This window comes from Streptomyces sp. WG5, from assembly GCF_049974565.1.
Classification (GTDB): domain Bacteria; phylum Actinomycetota; class Actinomycetes; order Streptomycetales; family Streptomycetaceae; genus Streptomyces.
This window is the reverse complement of the sequence record NZ_JBNGGC010000024.1, coordinates 1-25,477: the sequence shown is the minus strand read 5'-3', so window position 1 is coordinate 25,477 and position 25,477 is coordinate 1. Positions and strand designations below refer to the sequence as shown.

The following is a 25,477-nucleotide window of genomic DNA, read 5'->3' as shown; positions in this document are numbered from 1 at the left end:
CGAACGCGGTCGCGCCGAGCGGCAGACGGGCCCTCAGCGGTCCGTCACCCGCATCTCGAACCAGGTCGTCTTCCCGCGCGGCAGCAGGTCGACGCCCCACCGGTCGGACAGCTTGTCGACGAGGAACAGGCCTCGTCCGCTGACGTCCGTCTCCTGTACCGGCATCAGACACGGCAGCCCCCGGGAGGGGTCGCGGACCTCGACGCGGATCCAGCCGGGGCGGCGGCGCATGTGCAGTCCGAAGACGCGGGCGCCGGTGTGGCGTACGGCGTTGCCGACCAGTTCGGAGACGAGCAGAACGGTGTCCTCCGTGACCTTGGGGCCGAGTTTCCACTGGCGAAGGGCCACGATCTGGGCCAGTCGGCGGGCGGTGGCGGCGGACTCGGGGCGGGACGGTAACGGAACCTCGCACTCCGTCGGATTGCCGAACAACTCCAGCGCCTTGACTGCGCGTTCGTCCTCGACCGCCGGCGACCAGCGCGCCGCGGTCGCCCGTCCGGCTCCCCGCGGCTGTTCCGTACCATCCAGCCCCGCCATGCCCCCCATCATGGCCGCCCCCGGGGGGCTCCGGGGCCGTTCCCGGGGAATACGCCCCTGCGGGGCCGCGGCCCGGCAACAGCCGGTTGGCATATGCCAAAGGCATTTCAGAGCCGACGGCGACCCCGCTGACCTGCGCGGACGGCTCGGTCGGAGACGAAAGGCGGGCCCCCTCGACAGGACTCGCTCAATGGGGTGTCAGGGCTGACCTAAACCGCCCTATCGAGGGACCTGGCACCACACGCCGCGTCAACGCAAGCAGTTCGGGCGAACTTCAGAGGAACTCGGCCTTCCCGGGGCCCTCTTCCACGAAGCTGCGCATTCCGCGTTCGCGGTCCTCGGTGGCGAACAGACCCGCGAACCAGTTGCGCTCGACGGCGAGGCCGGTCTCGATGTCCGTCTCCAGTCCCGTGTCGATCGCCTCCTTCGCCGCGCGCAGCGCGATCGCGGGCCCCTTCGCGAGCCGCGCGGCCCACGCGTGCGCCTGCTCGTAGACCTCGGCGGCCGGTACCACCCGGTCCACCAGTCCGAGCGCGAGCGCCTCGTCGGCCCTCACCTGGCGGCCGGTGAAGATGAGGTCCTTGGCCTTGGAGGGGCCGACCAGCCGGGACAGCCGCTGGGTGCCGCCCGCGCCGGGGATCAGGCCGAGCAGGATCTCGGGCTGGCCGAGCTTGGCGTTCTCACCGGCGACGCGGTAGTCGGCGCAGAGCGCGAGTTCGCAGCCGCCGCCCAGCGCGTACCCGGTCACCGCCGCGACGACCGGCTTGGGGATGCGGGCCACCGCCGTGAAGGAGTCCTGCAGGGCCCGGGCGCGCACGATCATCGCCGCGTGGTCCATCGCCTGCATCTCCTTGATGTCCGCGCCCGCCGCGAACACCTTCTCGCCACCGTGGATCACCACGGCGCGTACGTCCGCGCGGCGGGTGGCCTCCTCGGCGAGCTCCTTGAGCCGGTCCTGCGTGGCGATGTCCAGCGCGTTCATGGGCGGACGGTCCAGGCGCAGCGTGCCGACGCCGTCCGCGACTTCGAGATGTACGGTCATGCCAGCAGGTTAACGGCGGCTAACGGCAACGGCCCCGGTGCCGTACCTCACATCGAGGATCACGGGCACCGGGGCCGTACGCGGGCGGGGCTACGCCTTCCACTTCTCCCAGGACATGTTCCAGCCGTTGAGGCCGTTGTCCGGGGCGATGGTCGCGTCGTTGGAGTTCTTCACCACGACCACGTCGCCGATGAGCGAGTTCTCGAAGAACCAGGCGCCCGGCGCCTTCTCGTCCCAGCCGCCGCGCACGTCGCGCAGGCCGATGCAGCCGTGGCTGGCGTTGCGGTTGCCGAAGGCGTCGCCGCCCCAGTAGTTGCCGTGGATGAAGGTGCCGGAGGTGGACAGGCGCATGGCGTGCGGGACGTCCTTGATGTCGTACTCGCCGCCGTAGCCGACCGTCTCGCCGTTCATCCGGGTGACCGGGAGCCGCTCGGTGATGACCATCTGGCCGTTCCAGGTCTCGTAGCCGGGCGCGCCGGTGGTGACGGGGATGGTCTTGACGGTCTTTCCGTCCCGGACGACCTCCATCGTGAGCTTCTTGGCGTCGACGACGGAGACCTGGCTGCGGCCGACGGTGAAGGAGACGGTCTTGGCCTGCTTGCCGTAGACGCCGTCGCGGCCCTCGACGCCGTCGAGGTTGAGGTCGACGGTGACCTTGGTGCCGGGCTTCCAGTACTTCTCCGGGCGGAAGTCGAGGCGGTCGTTGCCGAACCAGTGGCCCGCGACCTCGACGGCCGGCTCGGTCGTGATGCGGATGGCCTTCTCGACGTCCTCGGGGTTGGTGATGCCCCGGGTGAAGCGGATCGAGAACGGCATGCCGACGCCGACCTTCGAGCCGTCCTCCGGTGTGAAGGTGCCCATGAAGGTGTTCTTCGGCGTCAGCGTGGTGAAGCGGGAGTCCTCGGCGGCGGTGCGGCCCTCGGAGTCCTTGGCGACCGCGTGCACGGTGTAGGCGGTGGCGGCGGCCAGGTGGGTGGACGGCGTCCAGGTGGCGCCGTCCCCGGATATCTGCCCGTCGACCTTCGCCCCCTTGGCGTCCTTGACCACGACCTCGGTCAGCTTGCCCTTCGCGGCGCCGACCTTGAGGGCGCCGCTGGTGTCGACGGCCGTGGCCCCGTCCTTCGGGGTGACGGTGACGACGGCCTCGGACTGCTTGCTCTGTGCCGCGGTGGAGTCCTTGGCGTTCTTGCCGCCGTCCGCCGCCCCGGCTCCCGAGCCGGAGTCCGCCCCGCCGCACGCGGTGACCGTCAGCAGCACGCCCAGTGCCAGCGCCGGCAGTGTCCTGCCGCGTCCCTTGCCGCCCCGCCCCCGGATGCCGGCCGACGCCGTCCTCGATATCGGACGCACGTTCAACTTGTCTCCCCTCGCCGGGCCTGGTCGGGCCCGCGCCCCAGTGCGCCCGCGCGCGCACCGGCGCATCGTAACCGCAGGCCAGGGGCGTAGGGGACAGTGGAATGGTCACTGTTCCGTACCGAGTTGGCGGCCGGGTGCCGGAAACGGGCCGGCGTCACTTCACCGCGCTGCCCGCCTTCCACTTCTCCCAGTTCATGTTCCAGCCACCGAGGCCGTTGTCGGGGGCGACCTTCTTGTCCTTGCTGTGGACCACCTCGACGACGTCGCCGATCAGGCTGCGGTCGAAGAACCAGCCCGCCGGGGTGTCGGAACCGCCGCCCTTGACGTCGCGCAGCCCGACGCAGCCGTGGCTGACGTTGGCCCGGCCGAAGGTGTCGGCGGGCGCCCAGTAGTTGCCGTGCAGGAAGGTGCCGGAGCTGGTCAGGCGGATGGCGTGCGGGACGTCGGGGATGTCGTACTCGCCGCCGAAGCCGACCGTGCGGCTGTTCATGCGGGTGACGTCGAGCATCTCGGTGATCACCATCTTGCCGTTGTAGGTGGGGGTCGTCGGCGCCCCCGCCGTGATCGGCACGGTGGCCAGCAGCGTGCCGTCCCGGCGCACCTGCATGGTCCGCGCGGCGGCGTCGACGAGCGAGACCTGGCTGCGGCCGACAGTGAAGGAGAGCTTCTTGTGCTGGAGCCCGTAGACCCCCGGCGCGCCCTCGACGTCGCGCAGGCGCAGGTCGACGGTGACCTCGGTGCCGGGTTTCCAGTATTCCTTCGGGCGGAAGTCGAGGCGGTCCTTGCCGAACCAGTGGGGGCGGATCTCCGTGGCGGGTTTCGCGGACACCGAGACGGCGCGTTCGACGGCGGCGCGGTCAGTGATCTCCCGGCTGAACTCCAGCGAGACGATCATTCCGGTGCCGACGACCGAGCGGTTCTCGGGGCCCACGTACCCGATGAAGCGTTCCTCGGGTACGTAGGTGGTGAAGGTGGCGTGCCGGGCGGAACGGCGCCCGTGGCCGTCCAGGGCGACGGCGTCGACGGTGTACTTCGCGGCCAGCGCCAGCCGGTCGTCGTGGGGTTCCCAGCGCAGACCGTCGCGGGAGATCCGGCCGGGCACCGGGGTCTCCTGCGCGTCCTGGGACTTGACGACCTTCACCGACTCCAGCCGCCCGTCGGGCACCCGGACCGACAGCTTCTTCTGTGGCCGGACGGCCTTGCTGCCGTCGTCCGGGGTGATGCGGATGACCTCCTCGGCGGCGGGGGGTTTGCCGAACACCCCGCCGATGCCGCCTGCGACACCGCCGTCCGAGGTGCATCCGGCGGCCCCGGCCAGCAGTCCTGCCCATGTCAGTACGGCGGCCAGAGCGGCCCCCGCGCGCCGTGCGCGCCCATGTACGTGCCTCACATCCACCCGTAACGACCGGTCCGCCCTGGGGAAACGTGAGTGCGAGCCATGCGGTGGGCAGAACTGTGGGGAGGACGACGCGACGGGGTGCGGCGGTCGGGACACCGCGCGCCCTTTTCCCGTCTTCCCGTCTGAGGCACGTCGTTCCACGAGCCGCAGGAGGCTGACAGGTGTCCAGCGCAGCCGAGCAGGAGGCGGTGGCCGGCAACCAGGCCGCCGAGGACGGGCACCCCGCCGTCGTGGTCAACGGCGCGCGGCGTGCCGCGTCGCCGCCCGCCGTGCCGGCCTGGCCGGGCACCCCGGTGCCGCTGGGCGCCCGGTTCCGGACCGGGCCGGGCCAGGTGGCGGGGACCAATTTCGCGCTGTGGGCGGGCGGGGCGGAGGCGGTGGAGCTCTGCCTGTTCGACGAACGGGGGGTGGAGAGCCGGGTACGGCTGACCGAGCTGACGCACGAGATCTGGCACGGCTTCGTGCCGGGCGTGGGGCCCGGGCAGCGGTACGGCTTCCGGGTGCGGGGCCGCTGGGACCCGTGGACCGGCGCCCGCTGGAACCCGGCGAAGCTGCTGCTCGACCCGTACGCGCGCGCGGTCGACGGCGACTTCTCCCTGCCGCCCCAGGTGTACGGGCATGTGCGGGACTGGCCCGAGCAGCACGTGGCGGACACCGTGCGCGACGACCGGGACTCGGCGCCGTACGTCCCGAAGGGCGTCGTCGTGCACGACGGCGGCCCCGACGACGAATGGACGTACGACCACCGGCCGAAGACGCCGTGGGCGGACTCCGTCATCTACGAGCTGCACGTGCGCGGCTTCACCAAGCTGCACCCCGGCATCCCCGAGGAGCTGCGCGGCACGTACGCCGGTCTGGCGCATCCGGCGGCGGTCGAGCACCTGACCCGGCTGGGCGTGACGGCGGTGGAGCTCCTCCCGGTGCACCAGTTCGCGCACGAGAGCCATCTGCTGGAGCGCGGCCTGAGGAACTACTGGGGCTACAACTCGATCGGCTACTTCGCCCCGCACGCCGCCTACGCCGCCTCCGGCACCACGGGTGAGCAGGTCGGCGAGTTCAAACGGATGGTGCGCGCGCTGCACGCGGCGGGCATCGAGGTCATCCTCGACGTGGTCTACAACCACACGGCGGAGGCGGGCGAGCTGGGTCCGACGCTCTCCCTGAAGGGCATCGACAACCGCGGCTACTACCGCCTCCAGCCGGACGCGCGCCGGTACGCCGACTACACGGGCTGCGGCAACACGCTTCACGTCGTCCAGCCGCACGTCCTGCGCCTGATCACCGACTCCCTGCGCTACTGGGTGACGGAGATGGGCGTGGACGGCTTCCGCTTCGACCTGGCGGCAGCGCTGGCCCGCTCGATGCACGACGTCGACATGCTGTCCCCGTTCCTCGCGGTGATCGCGCAGGACCCGGTGCTGCGGCGGGTGAAGCTGATCGCCGAGCCGTGGGACGTCGGCTCGGGCGGCTACCAGGTGGGCGCGTTCCCGCCGCTGTGGACCGAGTGGAACGACCGCTACCGCAACGCGGTACGGGACTTCTGGCGGCACGCCCTGCCGGACGTCCGGGAGATGGGCTACCGCCTGTCGGGCTCCAGCGACCTGTACGCGTGGGGCGGGCGCCGCCCGTACGCCTCGGTCAACTTCGTCACCGCGCACGACGGCTTCACCCTCCGGGACCTGGTGAGTTACGAGCGCAAGCACAACGAGGCCAACGGCGAGGGCAACCGGGACGGCACCGACGACAACCGGTCCTGGAACTGCGGCGCCGAGGGAGAGACGGACGACGAGGACATACGCGCGCTCCGGCGGCGCCAGCTGCGCAACCTGCTGACCACGCTGCTGCTGTCGACCGGCGTGCCGATGCTGGTCGCGGGCGACGAGATGGGCCGCACCCAGCACGGCAGCAACAACGCCTACTGCCAGGACAACGAGATCAGCTGGGTGGACTGGAGCCTGCTGGACGACCCGGAGTGGAAGCCCCTGTTCGAGCTGACCTCCCGGCTGATCACGCTGCGCCACCGGCACCCGGTGCTGCGCCGCCGGGCCTTCTTCTCCGGCCGCGCGCACTCCGCGGACGGCCTGCGCGACCTGGCCTGGTTCACCGCCCGGGGCACGGAGATGACGGAGCGGGACTGGTACGCCCCCGCCGCCACCCTCGGCATGTACCTGTCCGGCCGGGACATTCCGGGCCGCGACGAGCGCGGCGCCCCGATCGTCGACGACAGCTTCCTGGCCGTCCTGCACGCGGGCGAGGGGCCGGTCTCCTTCGTGCTGCCGGGGCCGCCCTGGGCGGAGCGGTACGAGGTGGTCGTCGACACCAGCGGGGAGGAGCAGGCCGAGGCACCGGGCGGGACGCACCCGGCGGGGACGGAGATCACGGTGCCCGCGCGGTCGGTGCTGTTGCTGAAGGTGGGATGACCCGGGCGACGGCGGCGGGCCGGTTCAGCCGAGGATGCCCCGGTCGTAACCCACCGCCACCGCCGCCGCGCGGTCGTTGACACCGAGTTTGGCGTACAGGTGGGTGAGGTGGGTCTTCACGGTCGCCTCGCTGATGAACAGTTCACGGGCGATCTCCTTGTTGGAGGTGCCCCGCGCGACCAGGGCGAGCACCTCGCGCTCCCGTGCGGACAGGGGTTCGCCGCCGGGCGCCCTGGGTGTGCGGACCGCGGAGACCAGGCGGGTGGCGACGGCCGGGGAGAGGACGGTGCGGCCCTCGGCCGCCGCGCGGACCGCCGCGAACAGCTCGTCCCGGGGCGCGTCCTTGAGGAGGTAGCCGGTCGCGCCGGCCTCGATCGCGGGCAGCGTGTCGGAGTCGGTGTCGTACGTGGTCAGCACGAGGACCTGGGCGCGGGCGCCGCGCCGGGCCAGCTCACGGATGGCGTCCACGCCCGAGCCGCCCGGCATCCGCAGGTCCATGAGGATCACGTCCGGGTCGAGGGCGGCGGCCCGCTCCAGCGCCTCGACGCCGTTCGCGGCCTCGCCGAGGACACGGAAGCCTGGCGCGGACTCGAACATGCCGCGCAGGCCGTCGCGTACGACGGGGTGGTCGTCGACGATGAGGAGGGAGATCACGGCGTCATCGGTCATGGCGGACCAACGGTACGCGAGCCGAGACGGCCGTGCCCTGGCCGGGCTCCGCCTCGACGGTGAGCGAACCGGCGATGCGCTCGGCGCGGGCCCGCATGCCGTCGAGGCCGAAGCCGCCGGTGCGGGTGCGTGCGGGGAGGGCGAGCGGATCGAAGCCCCGGCCGTCGTCGCGGATGTCGAGGCTGACCTCGTCGCCCATGTAGGAGAGGGTGACACCGACCCGGCCGGCGGCGGCGTGCCGGGCGGTGTTGGACAGCGCCTCCTGGGCTATGCGCAGGAGGGTGGCCGCCACCTCGTCGTGGAGCTGCTCGGCGGTGCCGGTGACGGCGAAGCGGGCCTGGACGCCCGCGCGTTCGCCCCACTCCGTCACCGTCTTCCTCAGCGCGTCCGGCAGCCCGTCGTCGGCCAGGGCGACCGGGGACAGGTTGTGCACGGAGCGGCGGGCCTCGCCGAGGCTGTGCCGGGCCAGGCCCAGGGCACGGTCGACGTGCTCACGTGCCGTCCCCTCGTCCGGGGCGTTGGCGACGACCTGGAGCTGCGCGATGATGCCGGTCAGCCCCTGGGCGAGGGTGTCGTGGATCTCGACGGCCAGTCGGCGGCGTTCCTCGGCGATCCCGGCCTCCCGGGCCTGGACGAGCAACTGGGCGTGCAGGGCGGCGTTCTCGTCGAGGGCCTGCTGCAGGGCGGTGTTGGTGCGCTCGAGTGCGGCGATGGTCTTCAGCCGCGCCCGGCCGCGGGCCTCCTCCAGGTCGGCGAAGTGGCCGAACAGGAAGACCAGCACGCTGTTGGCCGCGAGGAGGGCGCCGAAGAGCACCCAGCCCAGTTCATGGTTCGGCGGCAGCCCGCCGGACTGGGAACCCGCCAGGGTCACGGCGGTGGCGAACAGACCGGCCTTGCGCAGGTGACGCGGCAGCAGGCGCTCGGTGCTGAAGTAGCCGATGGCCGCGTAGAACGCGAACAGCGGGTTCGCCCAGGTGAGGGCGAACCCGATCGCCCAGCGGAGGAAGTAGTGCCGAACGGCCCCCGTGGACGGCCCGGGACGGGTACGCACCACCCTGTTCCACCGCAGCTCGAGAACGACGGCGGCGACGATCAGGACGCCGCACGCCCCTCGCTCACGGGTGCTCATGCCGAGCGCGTCGGCGGCCGCCCAGGCGATCAGGGTGCTCAGTACCAGGAGTCCGTGCGGCCCCCAGCGGTCGAACACCTCCCACCGCTCGTCGAGCACCGTGGTTTCCGTCATGGCGTCATTGTCGGTTACACCCGCGCACCCACTCCGCGTGCTCACTCCCAGCGGAACCAGCGCGAGGCCGCCGCCGTGAGCAGCACCGTCCAGCCCGCCAGTACACCGAGGTGGCTCCAGTCCGGCCAGTCGCCCGCCGCGGCGTCGTTCAGTGCCTGCGCGGCGGCGCCGAACGGGGTCCAGCCGACGATGTCGGCCAGCAGGTCCGGCATGGCCTCCACCGGCAGCCACACGCCCGCGCAGAACATCGCGGGGAAGAGCGCGGTCGACCCGACCGCGGTGGCGATCTTCGTCGTGCGGGACAGGGCGGCGAGCAGGGCCCCCAGGGCGAGGGAGCCGAGCAGGGCGAGGAGCAGGGCGAGGAGGTAGCCGAGCGGCTGCCCCGGCAGCCCCACGTCGAAGGCGAGCCGGCCGACCGCGAGGGCGACCAGGGAGGACAGCAGCGCGGCGGCGCCGAGCACCAGCATCTCCGCCGTCAGCAGTGCGGAGGGACGTACCGGCGTGGTGGACATCCGGCGCAGGATGCCGTTCTCCCGGTAGCCGGCGATCGTCGGCGGCATGCCCTGCAGCGCGCCGACGATCAGCCCGAGGAGGACGGCCACCGGCACGTAGGCGTCGACCGGCCGCAGGCCGCCGAGGTTCGGGTCGCTCTCGCGGAAGGACGGGATGGAACCCAGGATGGCCAGGAGCAGGGTGGGGAAGAGCAGGATCCAGAAGATGCCGCCCGGTTCGCGCGCGAAGAGACGGATCTCGGTCTTCAGTACGGCGGTGTTGAGGATGCCGGTGCTCATGCCGTGGCCTCCGTGAGGTCCAGGAAGGCGTCGTCCAGCGTGGCGTCGGTGACGCGCAGCTGGTGGGCGGTGACGCGGGTGCGGGCGAGGAGGGTGATGACGGCGTTGACCGTCTCGTCGGTGCCGGACAGGGTGACGCGGCCGTCCTTGCGGTCGACCGAGGCCAGCCCCGGCAGCGCGTTGAGGTCGTGGTCGTCCAGCGGGGCGGACGGGGTGAAGCTGATGACGGTGGCGCCCGCCGACCGGCGGATCAGCCCGGCCGGGGTGTCCAGGGCGGCCACCCGCCCCTTGTCGATCACCGCGATGCGGTCGCAGAGGCGCTGCGCCTCCTCCATGAAGTGGGTGACCAGCAGGACGGTGACGCCGCCCGCGCGGATGTCCTCGATGAGCTGCCAGGTGTCGCGCCGGGCGCGCGGGTCGAGGCCGGTCGTCAGCTCGTCCAGCACCACGATCCGCGGGTCGCCGATCAGGGCGAGCGCGATGGACAGGCGCTGCTTCTGGCCGCCGGAGAGCTTGGCGAACCGGGTGTCCATCTTCGGGGTGAGACCGAGGCGTTCGGCGAGCGGGCGCCAGTCGACGGGGGCCGGGTAGAAGGCGGCGTACAGCTCCAGGGCCTCGCGGACGGTGAGTCTGGGCTGGAGCGCGCTCTGCTGGAGCTGGGCCCCCAGGACACGGGTGACCTCGTGGTGGTCGGCGACGGGGTCGAGGCCGGTGACGCGGACACGGCCCGCGTCGGGGACGCGCAGACCCTCCACGCACTCGACGGTGGTGGTCTTGCCGGCGCCGTTCGGGCCGAGGATGCCGAAGATCTCGCCTTCCTCGACGGTGAACGACACGCCGTCGACGGCGCGGTGGTCGCCGTAGGACTTGCGCAGGTCGGTGACTTCGATGACGGGCATGGTGTCAGGGTCCCGGGACACGGGCGTGCGGCACATCGGCCGTCGCGCTCGAAGGCGCATCAGCCGATCGGTTGATGCCCCCGTACGACCCCGGTGAGCCAGAAAACCCGGTGGGCAGTGTCAGTGGCGAACCGTAGGCTCGCTGCTGATGCCCACGACACCTGCACCCGCCGAGGACCTCGCTCCGGAAGCCGCGGAGGGGCGTTCCACCGTGCGCGCCCTGCTGCGGCTGTGGCCCTATGTGCGTCCCGTGCGGGCCCGGCTGGGGGCCGCCGCGTGCGTGGGGACCCTCGCCTCCTGCGTGGGGCTGGTGATCCCGCTCGTCCTGAAGTGGATGGTGGACGGGCCGGTCGCCGACCGCGATCCGGCCGGCGTGTGGCTCGGGGCGCTGTACCTGCTGCTCCTCGGGCTGGCGGAGGCGCTGCTGTTCGGGCTGCGGCGGTGGCTGGTGGCCCGGCCGCTGGCCGGGGTCGAGGCGGGGATGCGGGCGGACCTGTACCGGCACCTGCAGCGGCTGCCGGTGGCCTTCCACGACCGGTGGGCCTCGGGGCAGTTGCTGTCGCGCGGGACGACGGACCTGATGCTGCTGCGTATGTTCCTCGCGTTCCCGTTGACGTTCCTGCTGGTCAACGGAGTGACGATCCTGGTCGGCGTGGGCATCATGCTGGTGCAGGACTGGACGCTGGGGCTGGTGATCCTGGGACCCGCCGTTCCCGTGGTGATCACGTGCGGGATCTTCGAGAAGAAGTACTCCGCGGTGGCGCGGCGCGCGCAGGACCAGGTCGGGGATCTGACGACCGTGGTCGAGGAGAGCGTGCTCGGCGTCCGGATCATCAAGGGCTTCGGCCGGCACCGCAGCCAGGCGCGGGCCTTCCACGAACTGTCGCACACACTGCGGGGGACGGAGCTGCGCAAGGCACGGCTGCTGGCGGCCATCTGGGCGGTCATCGTGACTCTGCCGGAGCTGGCGATCGGGGCGGCCCTGGTGGTGGGCACGGTGCAGGTGGCGGACGGGTCGCTGTCGGCGGGGACCCTGGTGGCGTTCCTGTCCACGGCGCTGGCGCTGCGGTGGCCCGTCGAGTCGATCGGCTTCCTGCTGGCGATGAGTCAGGAGGCGGCCACGGCCACGGACCGGTACTTCGAGGTGATGGACGCGGAGGTCGAGACCGGCGTGGCCGCGCCGCCCCGCACCGAAGCCGCAACCGCAGCCACAGGCACAGGCACAGGCACAGCCGCCATGGGCACGGGCACGGGCACCGAAGCGGATCCCGGTCACGGCGGAGGCCTGCGGTTCGAGAACGTCTGCTTCCGGTATCCCGACGCGCCGCCCGGCTCCCCGCCCCTCCTCGACCGTGTCGACCTGCACATCCGCCCCGGCGAGTCGATGGCGCTGGTCGGGGCCACCGGCAGCGGGAAGACGACGCTCACCGCGCTCGTCCCCCGCCTGCACGAGGTGACCTCCGGGCGGATCACGCTGGACGGCGAGGACATCACCGCCCTGCCCCGCGAGGAGCTGCGCTCCATGGTCGCCGTGGCCTTCGAGGAGCCCACGCTCTTCTCGGCGACCGTCGGCGAGAACGTGCTGATGGGGGCCGGTGAAGGCGCCGGCGACGAGGAGCTGGGGCGGGCGCTCGCCGTCGCGCAGGCCGACTTCGTGCACGCCCTCCCCCAGGGCACCGGTACCCAGGTCGGCGAGCAGGGTCTCACCCTGTCCGGCGGCCAGCGGCAGCGTCTCGCGCTCGCCCGGGCGGTGGTCGGCCGGCCGAGGTTCCTCGTCCTGGACGACCCGCTGTCCGCGCTGGACGTGCACACGGAGGCCGCCGTGGAGGCCGCGCTGCGGCGGGTCCTCGCGGACACGACCGCGCTGATCGTGGCGCACCGCCCGTCCACGGTCCTGCTGGCCGACCGCGTGGCGCTGCTCTCGGGCGGCCGCGTCGCCGCCGTCGGCACCCACCAGGAACTGCTGCGCACCAACGCCGAGTACGCCCATCTGATGTCCGGGCGCGACGGGCACGGGGATCCCGGGCCGCCCGGGGAATCACAGGCACCAGGGGAAGGGGACGGCCGATGACCGCGCCCACGGCCACCGCGCCGGACCGGGAGCGACCGGAGGACGGCGACCCGGCGGCCGGGTCCGGGAGCCGCACGGCCGACGACGCCTTCGACCGGGACGTCCTGCCCAGCCCGCCGGGCGCGACCGGCGCCCTGCTGCGCTCCCTGCTGGCGCCCATGAAGGCCCGCGTCGCCCTCACCACGTTCCTCCTGCTGCTCCAGCAGGCGGCGGTGCAGGCGGGCCCGCTGCTGGTGGCGTACGCCATCGACCGCGCCGTGCCGGCGCTGCGGGACGACGACCACGGTCCGCTCATCGCGGTGGGCGCCGGCTACCTGCTCTGCTCGCTGGGCGCGGGCGGGCTGCAGTACGCGTTCGTCGCCACCGCGGCCCGCGTCAGCCAGGACGTGCTGCTGGACCTGCGCGGCCGGATCTTCCGCCACGCCCAGGCGCTCAGCGTCGACTTCCACGAGCGCTACACCTCGGGCCGGCTCATCTCCCGCTCCACCACGGACGTGGAGTCGCTGCGCGAACTGCTCGACGAGGGCCTGCAGGAGCTGGTGACGGTCATCCTCTCCTTCGTCTACATCGCGGCCCTGCTGCTCTGGCTGGACCTGGGGCTCGGCGCGGTCGCGGTGGCGTCGTTCGTACCGCTGTACGGGCTGGTGCGGCGGTACCGGCGGCGGGCGGGGCGGGTGTACCGGCGGCGGTCCACGGCGATCGCGGCGGTGATCGTGAAGTTCGTGGAGACGATGAACGGCATCCGGCCGGTGCGCGCCTTCCGCCGCGAGGCCGCCAACGACGCCGACTTCGCCGTACTGAACCGGCATCACGAGCGGACGAACGGCGACGCGCTGCTGGAGATGGCCCGCTACGTCGTCGGATCGAGGCTCGTCGCCAACACGGCCGTCGCCGGCATCGTGCTGTGGGGCGCCTACCGGGTCGCGGACGGCACGCTCGCGCTCGGTGTGCTGGCGGCGGCCGTGCTGTACCTGCGCCGGCTGTACGACCCGATCGACCGGCTCGGCATGTTCCTGAACTCCTACCAGTCGGCGGCTGCCTCGCTGGAGAAGATCGCCGGACTGCTGGCGCAGACGCCGTCGGTGCCGGAGCCGGCCGCGCCGAAGGAGCTGCCGCCCCTGGAGTCGGAGCACCCGGGCCGGGAGGTCGTCTTCGACTCGGTCCGCTTCGCCTACCGCACCGGCGGCGAGGTGCTGCCCCGCTTCGACCTGACGATCCCGGCCGGGCAGACCGTCGCCGTGGTCGGCTCGACGGGTGCCGGCAAGTCGACGCTGGCCAAGCTGCTCGCCCGGTTCTACGACGCCTCCGGCGGCCGGGTCCTGCTGGACGGCACCGACCTGCGCGACCTGGCCGTGCCCGAACTGCGGCGCGGCGTGGTGATGGTGACCCAGGAGGCGTTCCTGTTCTCCGGCACGGTCGCCGAGAACATCGCCATCGGCCGTCCGGAGGCGACGCGGGAGGAGATCGAGCGGGCCGCGAAGGCGATCGGCGCCCACGACTTCATCGCCGCGCTGCCCGACGGCTACGACACCGACGTCCGCAAGCGGGGCGGCCGGATCTCCGCCGGGCAGCGGCAGCTCGTGGCGTTCGCACGCGCGTTGCTCGCGGACCCGGCGGTGCTGATCCTGGACGAGGCGACCAGCTCGCTGGACGTCCCCGGTGAGCGGGCGGTGCAGCGGGCCATGGCGACGGTGCTGAAGGGCCGTACGGCGGTGGTGATCGCGCACCGGCTGTCCACCGTGGAGATCGCCGACCGGGTGCTGGTGATGGAGGACGGCCGCATCGTCGAGGACGGCGCGCCGGCCGATCTGATCGCCGGCCGGGGCCGGTTCGCGGACCTGCACCGGACGTGGCGGGACAGTCTGGCGTGAGGGCGGGTCTTCGGGGGAGGCCGACGGTGATCGACGCGTACGAGGATCCGGGCCCGCCGGACCGCAGGGGCGGCTGGCGGTACCTGTCGTGGCTGGTGCGCCGGCAGTGGCCGCGCTGCCTGGCGGGGGCGGTGCTGGCCAGTGTCTGGATGGTGCTGCTGGCGGCGACGCCGTACCTGATGGCGCGGGCGGTCGACCACGGCCTGACCCCCGGCGACATGGGCGCGCTGGCGGGCTGGACGGGCGCGCTGGTCGCCGTCGGGGCGGTCAACGCCTGGCTGGGTGTCCTACGGCACCGCACGATGACGCGGGTGCGGATGGACGCCAACTTCCGCACGGTCAAGGTGGTCGTCGCCCACGCCACGCGGCTCGGTGCGGCGCTGCGCCGGCAGGTGGGGGCCGGGGAGGTCGTCACCATCGGGGTGGGCGACGTGCAGACCATCAGCGCCTCCCTGACGGCCGTGGGGCCCGGCGTCGGAGCGGTCGTCGCCTACGCGGCCGTCGGCGGGCTGCTGCTGTCGGTGTCGACGCGGCTCGCCCTGGTGGTGCTGCTCGGGGTGCCGCTGCTCGGCGTGGTGCTCGGGCCGCTCATGGGGCGGTTGCAGGGCAGGGAGACCGAGTACCGGGAGCGGCAGTCCGTGCTGACCGCGCGGATCGGCGACCTCGCGGGCGGGCTGCGGGTGCTGAACGGCCTGGGCGGCAAGGACCTGGTCGCGGACGCCTTCCGCCGGGACTCGGGACGGCTGCGCGAGCAGGGGTACCGGGTCGGGGCGGTGACCAGCTGGATCCAGGCCCTGGGGGTGGGCCTGCCGATGCTGTTCCTGGCGCTGGTGACCTGGCTGGGCGCCCGGCAGGCCGTGCAGGGGCACCTCAGCGTGGGAGAGCTGGTGTCGGTGTACGGCTACGTGGTGGCGCTGGGCTGGCCGGTGGCGTTCCTGATCGAGATGGGTCACCAGCTCAGCCGGGGTGTGGTGGCCGCCCGCCGGGTGGTGACGTTCCTGCGCCTGGAACCGGAGCCGGACACCGGCACCCGCGACGCCCCCGCCGAGTCCTCGGTGCTGTACGACCCGGCCTCCGGCGTCCGGATCCTGCCGGGCCGGCTGACCGCCCTGGCCGGCGCCCGGCCCGGGGACGCCGCCGAGCTGATCGACCGCCTGGGCCGCTACGCCCCCTCCGAGGTGACCTGGGGAGACGTCCCGCTGTCCGAGGTACCGCTCACCCAGGTCCGCGCCCGCATCCTGGTCGCGGAGGCGGAGGCCGACCTCTTCGCGGGCACCCTGCGCGAGGTGATAGGCGCTCAGGAGCCGCCGATCGGGGGCACGGGCGGTACCGGCGTGCGGCCCCGCCGCGTGGGCGCGACCCGCCCTACCGAACCCGCGGCCGCGCGACGGCGTACTGGGGCACCCCCGGACACGTCTGTCGCTCACGCCATCCATTCCGCCGCAGCCGAAGACATCGTCCAGTCCCTCCGCGACGGCGTCGAAACCGAGATCGCGGCCCAGGGCCGCACCCTCTCCGGCGGCCAACGCCAACGCGTCCGACTGGCCCGCGCCCTGTTCGCCGACCCCGAGGTCCTGCTCGCCGTCGAGCCGACCTCCGCACTGGACGCCCACACGGAGGCCACCGTCGCGGACCGCCTCCGCGACGCCCGCAAGGGCCGCACGACCGTGGTGGCCTGCACCTCCCCCCTCGTGCTCGACCGGGCGGACGTCGTGCACCACCTGGTCGACGGCAAGGTCGTCGCCACCGGCACCCACCGCGAGCTCCTGGCCGCCGAGCCGGGGTACCGGGCACTGGTCTCCAGGGACGACGAGGGGGCCCGATGACGTCCGAAGGACAACTCCCCGTCGCCGAGCGCGCCGGCGTCCGCCGGGCGGCGGCCCACCTGGTGCGCGCCGACCGGCGCTCCTTCGCGCTGGTCCTCGCCCTGAACGCGCTGGCCGCCCTGGCCGGACTCGCGGGCCCGTGGCTGCTGGGCCGGATCGTCGACGAGGTGCGCGCCGGGGGCGGTGTCGGCGCCGTGGACCGGATGGCGCTCGCCATCCTGCTCTGCTCGCTGGCCCAGCTGCTGCTGGCCCGCTGGGCCCGGTACGTGGGGCACCGCTTCGGGGAGCGGACGCTCGCCCGGGTGCGGGAGCGGTTCGTCGACCGCGCGCTGGCCCTGCCGGCGTCCGTGGTGGAACGGGCGGGCACCGGGGACCTGACGACGCGCGGCACCGCCGACGTGACCGCGGTCGGCACGACGCTGCGCGACGCGGGACCGGAGCTGCTGATCAACTCCGTGCAGGCGCTCTTCCTGGCCGCCGCCGTGTTCGTGCTCGACCCGCTGCTCGGCCTGGTCGGCGTGCTGGGGCTGACGCCTGTCTGGTTCGCGCTGCGCTGGTACCTGCGCCGGGCCAGGGCCGGCTATCTCGCCGAGGGCGCGGCCAACTCGGAGGTCGCCGAGAGCCTGACGGCCACGGTGGCCGGGGCCCGCACGGTGGAGGCGTTCCGGCTGGCCGGCCGGCGCGTCACGGCGAACCGGCGGGCGCTGGAGGAGTCGCGGCGCACCCGTTTCCACACGCTGTACCTGCGCAGCGTGTTCTTCCCGGCGGTGGAGATCTCGTACGTGGTCCCCGTGGCGGGTGTGCTGCTGATCGGCGGTGTCCTGCACACGCACGGGTCGGTGAGCCTGGGGGCGGTGGTGTCGTGCGCCGTGTACCTCCAGCAGCTGGCCGGGCCGCTCGACGAGGTGCTGATGCGGATCGAGCAGCTCCAGTCGGGCGGCGCCTCCTTCGCCCGGGTGGAGGGGCTGGCTCGTGCTCCGCGGGCGAGGACCGACGCCTCGCCGGTGCCGGCGGACGACCGGATCGACGTGTCCGGGGTGCGGTACGCCTACGACCGGGGCGGCGAGGTGCTGCGGGGAGTGGACCTGACCGTGCGGCCGGGGGAACGGCTGGCCGTGGTGGGCCCGTCCGGGGCCGGGAAGACCACGCTGAGCCGGCTGCTGGCGGGCGTGGACGCGCCGACCGAGGGCTCGGTGACGGTGGGCGGGGTACCGGTGGTCGCCCTGGGGCCGGAGCGGCTGCGCCGCCAGGTCGTGCTGGTCACCCAGGAGCACCACGTCTTCCTCGGTACGGTCCGCGACAATCTCCTCATCGCCGAACCGGCCGCCACCGACGAGCAGTTGTGGTCGGCCCTGGCCGCCGTGGGCGCCGAGCGGTGGGTCCGGGAACTGCCCGACGGCCTCGGCGCCGAGCTGGGTGCCGGCGGTCACCGCACGGACGGCTCGCAGGCCCAGCAGCTCGCCCTGGCCCGCGTGGTGCTGGCCGACCCGCACACGCTGATCCTGGACGAGGCCACCGCCCTGCTGGACCCGACGACGGCCCGGCACACCGAGCGTGCCCTGGCCGCCGTACTGGAGGGGCGCACGGTCATCGCCATCGCCCACCGGCTGCACACCGCGCACGACGCCGACCGGGTGGCCGTGATGGAGGACGGCCGGCTCACCGAACTCGGCACGCACGACGAGCTGGTGGCGGCCGGCGGGGCGTACGCGGCGCTGTGGGGGTCCTGGCACGGGGAGCCGGCGCCGGGGACGGTCGCCGACTGAGCGGGCGGACGGCAGCACTTGGTACGGTGCGCCGGCTGCACCGCTCGGAAGGTCACGGAAGCACTCGAGGGAGAGGCAACGGACGACGATGCAGGCGTCTCAGGTCCCGCGTGCGGTGGCCGCGGCCATGTCGGTCGTCTCGTCGCTCGGCCTGCCGGCCGACGACGCGATCGTGCTCCACGACTCGAACAAGCTCACTCTGCGCCTGCTGCCCTGTGACGTCCTGGCCCGGGTGGCACCCGTGGCGCAGCAGGTCGCGCGGTTCGAACTCGACCTCGCCCGGCGGCTCGCCGCGGCCGGGTGTCCGGTGGCCGCTCTCGACCCCCGGGTGGAGCCACGCGTCCATGAGCGCGACGGGTTCGTGGTCACGCTGTGGACCTACTACGCGCCCGTGGCACCCGGGGAGGCCGCACCGGCCGACTACGCCGACGCGCTCGCGCGGCTGCACGCCGGCATGCGCGGGCTCGACGTCCCGACGCCGCACTTCACGGACCGGGTCGAGCAGGCGCAGCGACTCGTGGCGGACCGCGACCGCACTCCGGCGCTCGCCGACCCGGACCGGGAGCTGCTCGGCGACACGCTGCGAGGCCTGCGGCGCGTGATCGGCGAGCACGGCGGCGCCGAGCAGCTGCTGCACGGCGAGCCGCACCCGGGCAACCTGCTCACCACGGCGAACGGGCCGCTGTTCATCGACCTGGAGACGTGCTGCCGCGGGCCCGTCGCATTCGACCTCGCCCACGCGCCCGAAGCAGTCGGCGAGCACTACCCGGGCGCCGATCAGGACCTGCTGCGCGCGTGCCGGCTCCTCGTGCTGGCGATGATCACCGCATGGCGCTGGGACCGGGACGACCTGTTCCCGGACGGGCGCCGGCTGGGCACGGAGTGGCTCGGCCGGATCCGGGCGGAACGCGATCGCGACGGCCTGGGTCACCACGGCTGACCGCGGATCCCAAAGGTCGCGGCCGGCCCGCTGCGGAGGCCGGGTCCCACCGCCCCCGAAGCGTCCCTTCCGTATATCGAACGTGAACGCCCGGACAACGAACGATTTCCGGCCAACTTCCTGACGCGCTCCTGACAGAAGGCGCGATCACCTGCCACTCTTCCCACGGCCGCTCCACAGCGCCCCCACAGCTTCGCTCACCAGCGCTGTGCCGCGGCCAGCTCCTAGCACGTGGTTTCTGCGTACCGAACCAGTACCGCCCGGCCGGCCCACCCGCCGACCGGTCTCCCCTGGCCGCGCGACCCGCGGCCACGCAGAAGGAGTCAGTGTTGAGCAGCAGCACTCCCCACAGACGCACCTCCCACACCGCGTCCCGCACCACCCACCGCCGCGCCGCCGCCGTCGCCCTGGCCGGTGTCGCCGCGCTGATCGCCACGGCGGTCCAGTCCGGCGCCGCCACCGCGGCGCCCGGTCCGGCCCCCGCTCCGGGCGCCGAGTCCGTCAGGCTCACCCCCGCCCAGCGCGCCGAGCTGATACGCGACGCCGACGCCGCCAAGGCCGAGACCGCCGACAAGCTGGGGCTGGGCGCCAAGGAGAAGCTGGTCGTCCGCGACGTGCTCAAGGACCGCGACGGCACCCTGCACACCCGCTACGAGCGCACCTACGACGGACTGCCCGTCCTCGGCGGCGACCTGGTCGTCACCACCGACGCCGGCAGGACCGAGCGGGTCGTGAAGGCCACGTCCAAGGCGATCGAGCCGGCCACGGTGACGCCGAAGATCACCGCCGCCAAGGCCGAGACACAGGCCGTGTCCGCCGCGAAGGCCGCCGGCGCCGAGCAGCCCGAGGCCGACCGGGCCCCGCGCAAGGTGATCTGGGCGGCGAACGGCACCCCGGTCCTGGCGTACGAGACGGTCGTGGGCGGGCTCCAGGAGGACGGCACCCCCAACGAGCTGCACGTGGTCACCGACGCCGCCACCGGCGCCAAGCTCCACGAGTACCAGGCGGTCCGCAACGGCACCGGCAACACCCTGTACAGCGGCACGGTGACCCTGGGCACCGCGCAGTCCGGGTCGTCGTACACGCTGACCGACACCACGCGCGGCAACCACAGGACGTACAACCTCAACCGGGGCACCTCCGGCACCGGCACGCTCTTCTCCGGCTCCGACGACGTGTGGGGCAACGGCAGCGCGTCCAACGCGGAGACGGCCGCCGCCGACGCCCACTACGGGGCCGCGCTGACCTGGGACTACTACAAGAACGTCCAGGGCCGCTCCGGGATCCGCGGCGACGGCGTGGGCGCCTACTCGCGCGTCCACTACGGCAACAACTACGTCAACGCCTTCTGGTCGGACGGCTGCTTCTGCATGACGTACGGCGACGGCGCCGGCAACGTCAACCCGCTGACCTCCATCGACGTGGCCGCGCACGAGATGACGCACGGCCTCACCTCCCACACCGCGGGCCTCAACTACAGCGGCGAGTCCGGCGGGCTGAACGAGGCCACCTCCGACATCTTCGGCGCGGCCGTCGAGTTCTACGCGAACAACTCCTCCGACGTCGGTGACTACCTCATCGGCGAGGAGATCGACATCAACGGCGACGGCACCCCGCTGCGCTACATGGACAAGCCCAGCAGGGACGGCGCGTCCAAGGACTACTGGTACTCGGGGATCGGCAACGTCGACGTCCACTACTCGTCCGGCCCGGCCAACCACTTCTTCTACCTGCTGAGCGAGGGCAGCGGCACCAAGACCGTCAACGGGGTCAGCTACGACTCGCCCACCTCGGACGGCCTCCCGGTCACCGGCATCGGCCGCGCCAAGGCGGAGAAGATCTGGTTCCGCGCGCTGACCACGAAGTTCACCTCGACCACCAACTACGCGGGCGCCCGCACCGGCACCCTCGCCGCCGCCGGTGAGCTCTACGGCACCGACAGCGCCGAGTACACGGCGGTCCAGCACGCGTGGGCGGGCATCAACGTCGGTGCGCGCCCCGGCGACGGCGGTGGCGGCGACGGCTCGACCTACGAGAGCACCTCCGACGTGAACATCCCCGACTACGGGTCGGCGGTGACCTCCTCGCTCACGGTCTCCGGCCGCACCGGGAACGCGCCGAGCGACCTCCGGGTGGGCGTGGACATCGTGCACAGCTGGCGCGGTGACCTGCGGATCGACCTGGTCGCGCCGGACGGGACGACGTACCGGCTGAAGAACAGCGGCTACGACCCGGCCGAGGACGTGCACGAGACCTACACGGTCAACGCCTCCTCCGAACCGGCGAACGGCACCTGGAAGCTGCGCGTCCAGGACGTGGGCCGGCAGGACACCGGCTACATCGACGCCTGGCGGCTCACCTTCCCGTAGGCCCGTGGCCCGCAGCGCGGTGACGGCCTGACGGCGGCACCCGGAACCCACGGTTCCAGGGTGCCGCCCTACTCTTGGTACCCATGTCCTTCACGTACGACGACGTCGGCGCCACCCGCGAGCAGGACCACTGCCCGCCCGGCTTCCGCCCCATGCACGTACGCACCCGCCTCGGTGAGGGCGAACCGGTGTTCCGACGCGCGGTCGAGGCCGTGCTGACCTGGGAGATGCACCGGGAGATGGGCGTCGGCATCGACGCGAGCGCGGAGCGCGCCGCGCCCGGCGTCGACGTCACCGTCACCCTCGCCGGGATGATCAAGGCGCCCTGCCGGATCGTCTGGACGCTGGACGAACCCCGCCGGGCCGGCTGGGCCTACGGCACGCTGCCCGGCCATCCCGAGTGCGGTGAGGAGGCCTTCGTGGTCGACCGGACGGGCGACGGCACGGTCTGGCTGACCGTGACCGCCTTCAGCCGCCCCGCCAAGTGGTACGCCAAGGCCGGCGGACCGGCCACCCGTGCCTTCCAGCACGCCTACGCCCGCCGCTGCGGCAGCGTCCTGCGGCGGTTGAGCGGCGGCGACGAGGAGGACTGAGCCCCGCCCGGCCCGCCCCGCCGGGCCCGCCCCGCGCCGCCCGGGGCGCTCACCGCATCAGCAGCCCCGCCGCCTGAGCCAGCTCGTCCGACGGCACCGCGACCAGCCCCGCCTCCGCGCCGGACGCCAGCAGCCGGTGCGCGGGCAGGACGCGGACCGTGTAGCCGAACGGGCCGGTGCGGTCGAGGGCGAGCGGGCCCTCGTACAGCCAGCGGCCCTCCAGGTCGGGGCCGCCCACCGGTTTCAGCGGCACCGTCGTCGCGTCGGTGATCCGGTCCTCGGAGTCCACCCGGCCGGAGACCGCCTGCACCTCGACGTCGTCCGGGGCGAGATCGCCGAGGTTCACCCGCACCCGCAGCCCCAGCGTCGAACCCAGCTCCGCCGTGGCGGTGGCGGCGGACGTCTCCACGTGGTCGACGCTCACCCCGGGCCAGGCCGCCCGCACCCGGGTCTTCCACTCGGCCAGCGCACGGGCGGAGTCCGGGTCCATCGCGCGGTGCGCCTCGGCCGCCGGAAGGTAGAGCCGCTCGACGTACTCGCGGACCATGCGGCCGGCCAGCACCTTCGGCCCGAGCAGGCTCAGGGTCCGGCGGACCATCTCGATCCACCGGTCGGGCAGCCCGCTCGCGCCCCGCTCGTAGAAGCGGGGGGTCACCCGCTGCTCCAGCAGGTCGTAGAGGGCGGCGGCCTCTATGGCGTCGCGCCGCTCCGGGTCGGTGCCCGCGCCGTCGGCGGTGGGGATCGCCCAGCCGAAGTCCGGCTGGAACCACTCGTCCCACCAGCCGTCGAGCACCGACAGGTTGAGGCAGCCGTTGAGCGCCGCCTTCATGCCGCTGGTCCCGCACGCCTCCAGCGGCCGCAGCGGGTTGTTCAGCCAGATGTCGCAGCCCGGGTAGAGCTTCTGCGCCATCGCCATGCCGTAGTCCGGCAGGAACACGATCCGGTGCCGCACCCGCGGGTCGTCCGCGAACCGCACCAGCTCCTGCACCAGCCGCTTGCCGCCGTCGTCCGCCGGGTGCGCCTTGCCCGCGACGACGATCTGGACCGGCCGCTCGGGGTGCAGCAGGAGGTCCGTCAGGCGGTCGCGGTCGCGCAGCATCAGCGTCAGCCGCTTGTACGACGGGACGCGCCGCGCGAAGCCGATGGTGAGCACGTCGGGGTCGAGGACGTCGTCGATCCAGCCCAGTTCGGCGGCCCCGGCACCGCGCTGCCGCCAGGAAGCGCGCAGCCGCGCCCGGACCTCGGTGACGAGCTGTTCGCGCAGCGTGCGGCGCAGCTCCCAGATGTCCTGGTCGGGGATGTCGGCGACCGAGTCCCAGCGGTCCGAGTCGCCGACGGTCAGCGCGTCCTCGGCCCGCTGGACGCCGATCTGCCGGGCGCCGAGCCGGAAGACCTCCGGGGCGACCCAGGTCGGTGCGTGCACTCCGTTGGTGACGGAGGTGATCGGCACCTCGTCGGCGTCGAAGCCGGGCCACAGTCCGGAGAACATCTCCCGGCTGACCCCGCCGTGCAGCAGGGAGACGCCGTTGGCGCGCTGGGCCAGGCGCAGGCCCATCACGGCCATGTTGAAGAGGTTGGGCTCGCCGCCCGGGTAGGTCTCCATGCCGAGCCTCAGGACGCGTTCGACGTCGATGCGCGGGAGCTCGGTGTCGGGGCCGAAGTGCCGGGCGACCAGTTCGCGGTCGAAGCGGTCGATGCCGGCCGGGACGGGGGTGTGGGTGGTGAAGACGGTGCCCGCCCGGACCGCCTCCAGGGCAGGGCCGAACTCCAGTCCCTTGTCGCAGAGTTCGGAGATGCGTTCCAGACCGAGGAAACCGGCGTGGCCCTCGTTGGTGTGGAAGACCTCCGGCGCGGCGTGTCCGGTGAGCCGGCAGTACGTCCGCACCGCCCGGACACCTCCTATGCCCAGCAGCATCTCCTGGAGGAGCCGGTGTTCGCTGCCGCCGCCGTAGAGCCGGTCGGTAACGCCGCGTTCGCCGAGGTCGTTCTCCTCGACGTCCGAGTCCAGCATCAGCAGCGGCACCCGGCCGACCTGCGCCAGCCAGATGCGGGCGCGCAGTTCCCGGCCGCCGGGCAGGGCCAGGGCGACGTGGGCGGGGGTGCCGTCGGCCTCCTTGAGGAGGACCAGGGGCAGTTCGTGCGGGTCCAGGACGGGATAGTGCTCCTGCTGCCAGCCGTCCCGGGTCAGGGACTGGCGGAAGTAGCCGTGGCGGTAGAGCAGGCCGACGCCGATGAGCGGCACGCCCAGGTCGCTGGCCGCCTTCAGATGGTCGCCGGCCAGGATGCCGAGGCCCCCGGAGTACTGGGGCAGGGCGGCGGTGATGCCGAACTCGGGCGAGAAGTAGGCCACCGCGGCGGGGAGCCGGCCGGGCTGCGCCTGGTACCAGCGGTCTCCGGTCATGTAGTGGTCGAGGTCGTCGGCCACCGCGGTCAGCCGGCGCAGGAAACGCCGGTCCTCGGCCAGCTCCGCGAGGCGTGCGGACCGGACGGTGCCGAGCAGCCGTACCGGGTCGCAGCCGGACGCGGTCCAGCACCCGGGGTCGACGGACTGGAAGAGGTCGCGGGTCTCCGGATGCCAGGACCAGCGCAGGTTCCGGGCCAGATCGCTGAGCGGCCCGAGGGGGTCGGGGAGAACGGGACGGACGGTCAGTCGACGAATCGCCTTCACCCCGACGACGTTACCGGCGCGATGTGTCCCACGCTGGGGCCTTCGCCCTCGGAACTCCGATTCGGCCTGAACGGCGTCGTCGTCGCTCGCCGGACGGGCTAATAACCACCGGCGTGACGATCTCCCGGCGGGGAAGGTGTCCGGTCAGGGTCGTCGCGTGTGTCGACATACGCGTGAGTAGGTAACAAAGTGCCGGATTGCCCACCCGAAGAGTGTGGGAAGGCTCCTGCGGTACGCCCCGCACGCACCCGCAGGACCCACCTCCCCAGAGTCATCCGCCCACCCACGTTGACGCGGACAGGAGCGGTCATGCCCGCCACGCACCACTCGTCAGCACCCCCCGCGACATCGCCGGCGGCGTCTCCCGCGGCGTCTCCCGCGCCCCCCGTCGCGGACGGTGCCACCGTCGTCGGACGCATCCCCGTCCTGGACGTCCGCCCGATGGTCCAGCAGGGACGCAGGCCCGCCAAGGCCGTCACCGGCGAGTCCTTCGAGATATCGGCCACCGTGTTCCGCGAGGGACACGACGCGGTCGCCGCCAACGTCGTCCTCAGAGATCCGCGGGGCCGGCCGGGCCCGTGGACCCCCATGCGCGAACTGGCCCCGGGCACCGACCGCTGGGGCGCCACCGTCACCGCCGGTGAGCCCGGACGGTGGTCGTACACCGTGGAGGCGTGGGGCGATCCGGTCACCACCTGGCGGCACCACGCGCGGATCAAGATCCCGGCGGGCCTGGACACCGACCTGGTGCTGGAGGAGGGCGCCCGGCTGTACGAGCGCGCCGCCGCGAACGTGCCGGGCGGCGAGGACCGGCGTGAACTGCTCGCCGCCGTCGACGCGCTGCGGGACGAGGGCCGTCCGGCCGCGTCACGGCTGGCGGCGGCGCTGACGCCCCGGGTGGACGCGGTGCTGGCCCGGCACCCGCTGCGGGACCTGGTCACCTCCTCCGACCCGCTGCCCCTGCTGGTGGAACGCGAACGCGCCCTCTACGGCGCCTGGTACGAGTTCTTCCCCCGCTCC

The 25,477-nt window shown here is 73.1% G+C and carries 18 protein-coding genes; 9 read left to right on the top strand and 9 right to left on the bottom strand.

Features of this window, described 5'->3' with window-relative positions; all coding sequences use genetic code 11:
* Positions 1 to 33: 33 nt before the first annotated feature.
* The 4 genes from ACP4IX_RS24140 to ACP4IX_RS24125 form a co-directional block, all read right to left on the bottom strand.
* Positions 34 to 537, bottom strand: a complete 504-nt coding sequence (locus ACP4IX_RS24140) for an ATP-binding protein (RefSeq protein WP_426524763.1) — start codon at positions 535 to 537, stop codon at positions 34 to 36.
* A 274-nt stretch (positions 538 to 811) separates the two neighbouring features.
* A complete protein-coding gene (locus ACP4IX_RS24135) occupies positions 812 to 1,579 on the bottom strand; it encodes an enoyl-CoA hydratase/isomerase family protein (protein ID WP_426556591.1) in 768 nt (255 codons plus the stop codon).
* A 90-nt stretch (positions 1,580 to 1,669) separates the two neighbouring features.
* A complete protein-coding gene (locus tag ACP4IX_RS24130; protein ID WP_426556590.1) occupies positions 1,670 to 2,932 on the bottom strand; it encodes a L,D-transpeptidase in 1,263 nt (420 codons plus the stop codon).
* 154 nt (positions 2,933 to 3,086) lie between these two features.
* Entirely contained in the window at positions 3,087 to 4,322 is a 1,236-nt protein-coding gene (locus ACP4IX_RS24125) for an Ig-like domain-containing protein (protein ID WP_426556589.1), read from the bottom strand.
* Positions 4,323 to 4,492: 170 nt separating this feature from the next.
* Here ACP4IX_RS24125 and glgX point away from each other — a divergent pair, with 170 nt between their 5' ends.
* The gene (gene glgX, locus ACP4IX_RS24120) at positions 4,493 to 6,751 is read left to right on the top strand and encodes a glycogen debranching protein GlgX (protein WP_426524755.1); all 2,259 of its coding nucleotides are present in this window, start codon (positions 4,493 to 4,495) and stop codon (positions 6,749 to 6,751) included.
* A gap of 24 nt (positions 6,752 to 6,775) precedes the next feature.
* Here the strand turns inward: glgX and ACP4IX_RS24115 are convergent, their stop codons facing one another.
* Genes ACP4IX_RS24115 through ACP4IX_RS24100 form a run of 4 tightly spaced genes read right to left on the bottom strand, consistent with a single transcriptional unit; the run spans position 6,776 to position 10,353 of the window.
* Positions 6,776 to 7,420 carry a response regulator gene (locus ACP4IX_RS24115; RefSeq protein WP_426556588.1) on the bottom strand — a complete coding sequence of 215 codons (645 nt, stop codon included), beginning with the start codon at positions 7,418 to 7,420 and terminating at the stop codon, positions 6,776 to 6,778.
* On the bottom strand, positions 7,410 to 8,663 hold the full coding sequence (locus ACP4IX_RS24110; protein WP_426556587.1) for a sensor histidine kinase: 1,254 nt from the start codon (positions 8,661 to 8,663) through the stop codon (positions 7,410 to 7,412). The genes ACP4IX_RS24115 and ACP4IX_RS24110 overlap by 11 nt, the downstream gene beginning before the upstream one ends.
* 41 nt (positions 8,664 to 8,704) lie before the next feature.
* On the bottom strand, positions 8,705 to 9,454 hold the full coding sequence (locus ACP4IX_RS24105; RefSeq protein ID WP_426524749.1) for an ABC transporter permease: 750 nt from the start codon (positions 9,452 to 9,454) through the stop codon (positions 8,705 to 8,707).
* Positions 9,451 to 10,353, bottom strand: a complete 903-nt coding sequence (locus ACP4IX_RS24100) for an ATP-binding cassette domain-containing protein (RefSeq protein WP_426524747.1) — start codon at positions 10,351 to 10,353, stop codon at positions 9,451 to 9,453. Before ACP4IX_RS24100 ends, ACP4IX_RS24105 begins: the two co-directional genes overlap by 4 nt.
* 148 nt (positions 10,354 to 10,501) lie before the next feature.
* Here ACP4IX_RS24100 and ACP4IX_RS24095 point away from each other — a divergent pair, with 148 nt between their 5' ends.
* The 7 genes from ACP4IX_RS24095 (at position 10,502) to ACP4IX_RS24065 (ending at position 21,789) form a co-directional block, all read left to right on the top strand.
* Entirely contained in the window at positions 10,502 to 12,424 is a 1,923-nt protein-coding gene (locus tag ACP4IX_RS24095) for an ABC transporter ATP-binding protein (protein ID WP_426556586.1), read from the top strand.
* Positions 12,421 to 14,295 (top strand): ABC transporter ATP-binding protein, encoded by a 1,875-nt coding sequence (locus ACP4IX_RS24090; protein ID WP_426524743.1) that lies wholly within the window; start codon positions 12,421 to 12,423, stop codon positions 14,293 to 14,295. Before ACP4IX_RS24095 ends, ACP4IX_RS24090 begins: the two co-directional genes overlap by 4 nt.
* 26 nt (positions 14,296 to 14,321) lie before the next feature.
* Positions 14,322 to 16,121, top strand: a complete 1,800-nt coding sequence (locus ACP4IX_RS24085) for an ABC transporter transmembrane domain-containing protein (RefSeq protein WP_426556585.1) — start codon at positions 14,322 to 14,324, stop codon at positions 16,119 to 16,121.
* The gene (locus tag ACP4IX_RS24080) at positions 16,118 to 17,887 is read left to right on the top strand and encodes an ABC transporter ATP-binding protein (RefSeq protein ID WP_426524739.1); all 1,770 of its coding nucleotides are present in this window, start codon (positions 16,118 to 16,120) and stop codon (positions 17,885 to 17,887) included. Before ACP4IX_RS24085 ends, ACP4IX_RS24080 begins: the two co-directional genes overlap by 4 nt.
* Positions 17,888 to 17,975: 88 nt before the next feature.
* Positions 17,976 to 18,827, top strand: coding sequence for a phosphotransferase enzyme family protein (locus ACP4IX_RS24075; protein WP_426556584.1), 852 nt, complete (start codon positions 17,976 to 17,978; stop codon positions 18,825 to 18,827).
* Positions 18,828 to 19,156: 329 nt separating this feature from the next.
* Positions 19,157 to 21,196, top strand: a complete 2,040-nt coding sequence (locus ACP4IX_RS24070) for a M4 family metallopeptidase (RefSeq protein ID WP_426556583.1) — start codon at positions 19,157 to 19,159, stop codon at positions 21,194 to 21,196.
* An 83-nt stretch (positions 21,197 to 21,279) separates the two neighbouring features.
* Complete coding sequence (locus ACP4IX_RS24065; protein WP_426524733.1) at positions 21,280 to 21,789, top strand: DUF1990 domain-containing protein; 510 nt, start codon at positions 21,280 to 21,282, stop codon at positions 21,787 to 21,789.
* A 49-nt stretch (positions 21,790 to 21,838) separates the two neighbouring features.
* Here the strand turns inward: ACP4IX_RS24065 and ACP4IX_RS24060 are convergent, their stop codons facing one another.
* Positions 21,839 to 24,457: a glycosyltransferase family 1 protein gene (locus ACP4IX_RS24060; protein ID WP_426524731.1), complete on the bottom strand. Its 2,619-nt coding sequence runs from the start codon at positions 24,455 to 24,457 to the stop codon at positions 21,839 to 21,841.
* Positions 24,458 to 24,766: 309 nt separating this feature from the next.
* Between ACP4IX_RS24060 and ACP4IX_RS24055 the strand changes: the two genes are divergently transcribed.
* Positions 24,767 to 25,477: maltotransferase domain-containing protein (locus ACP4IX_RS24055; RefSeq protein ID WP_426556582.1), on the top strand; the 711-nt coding region annotated here is incomplete at its 3' end.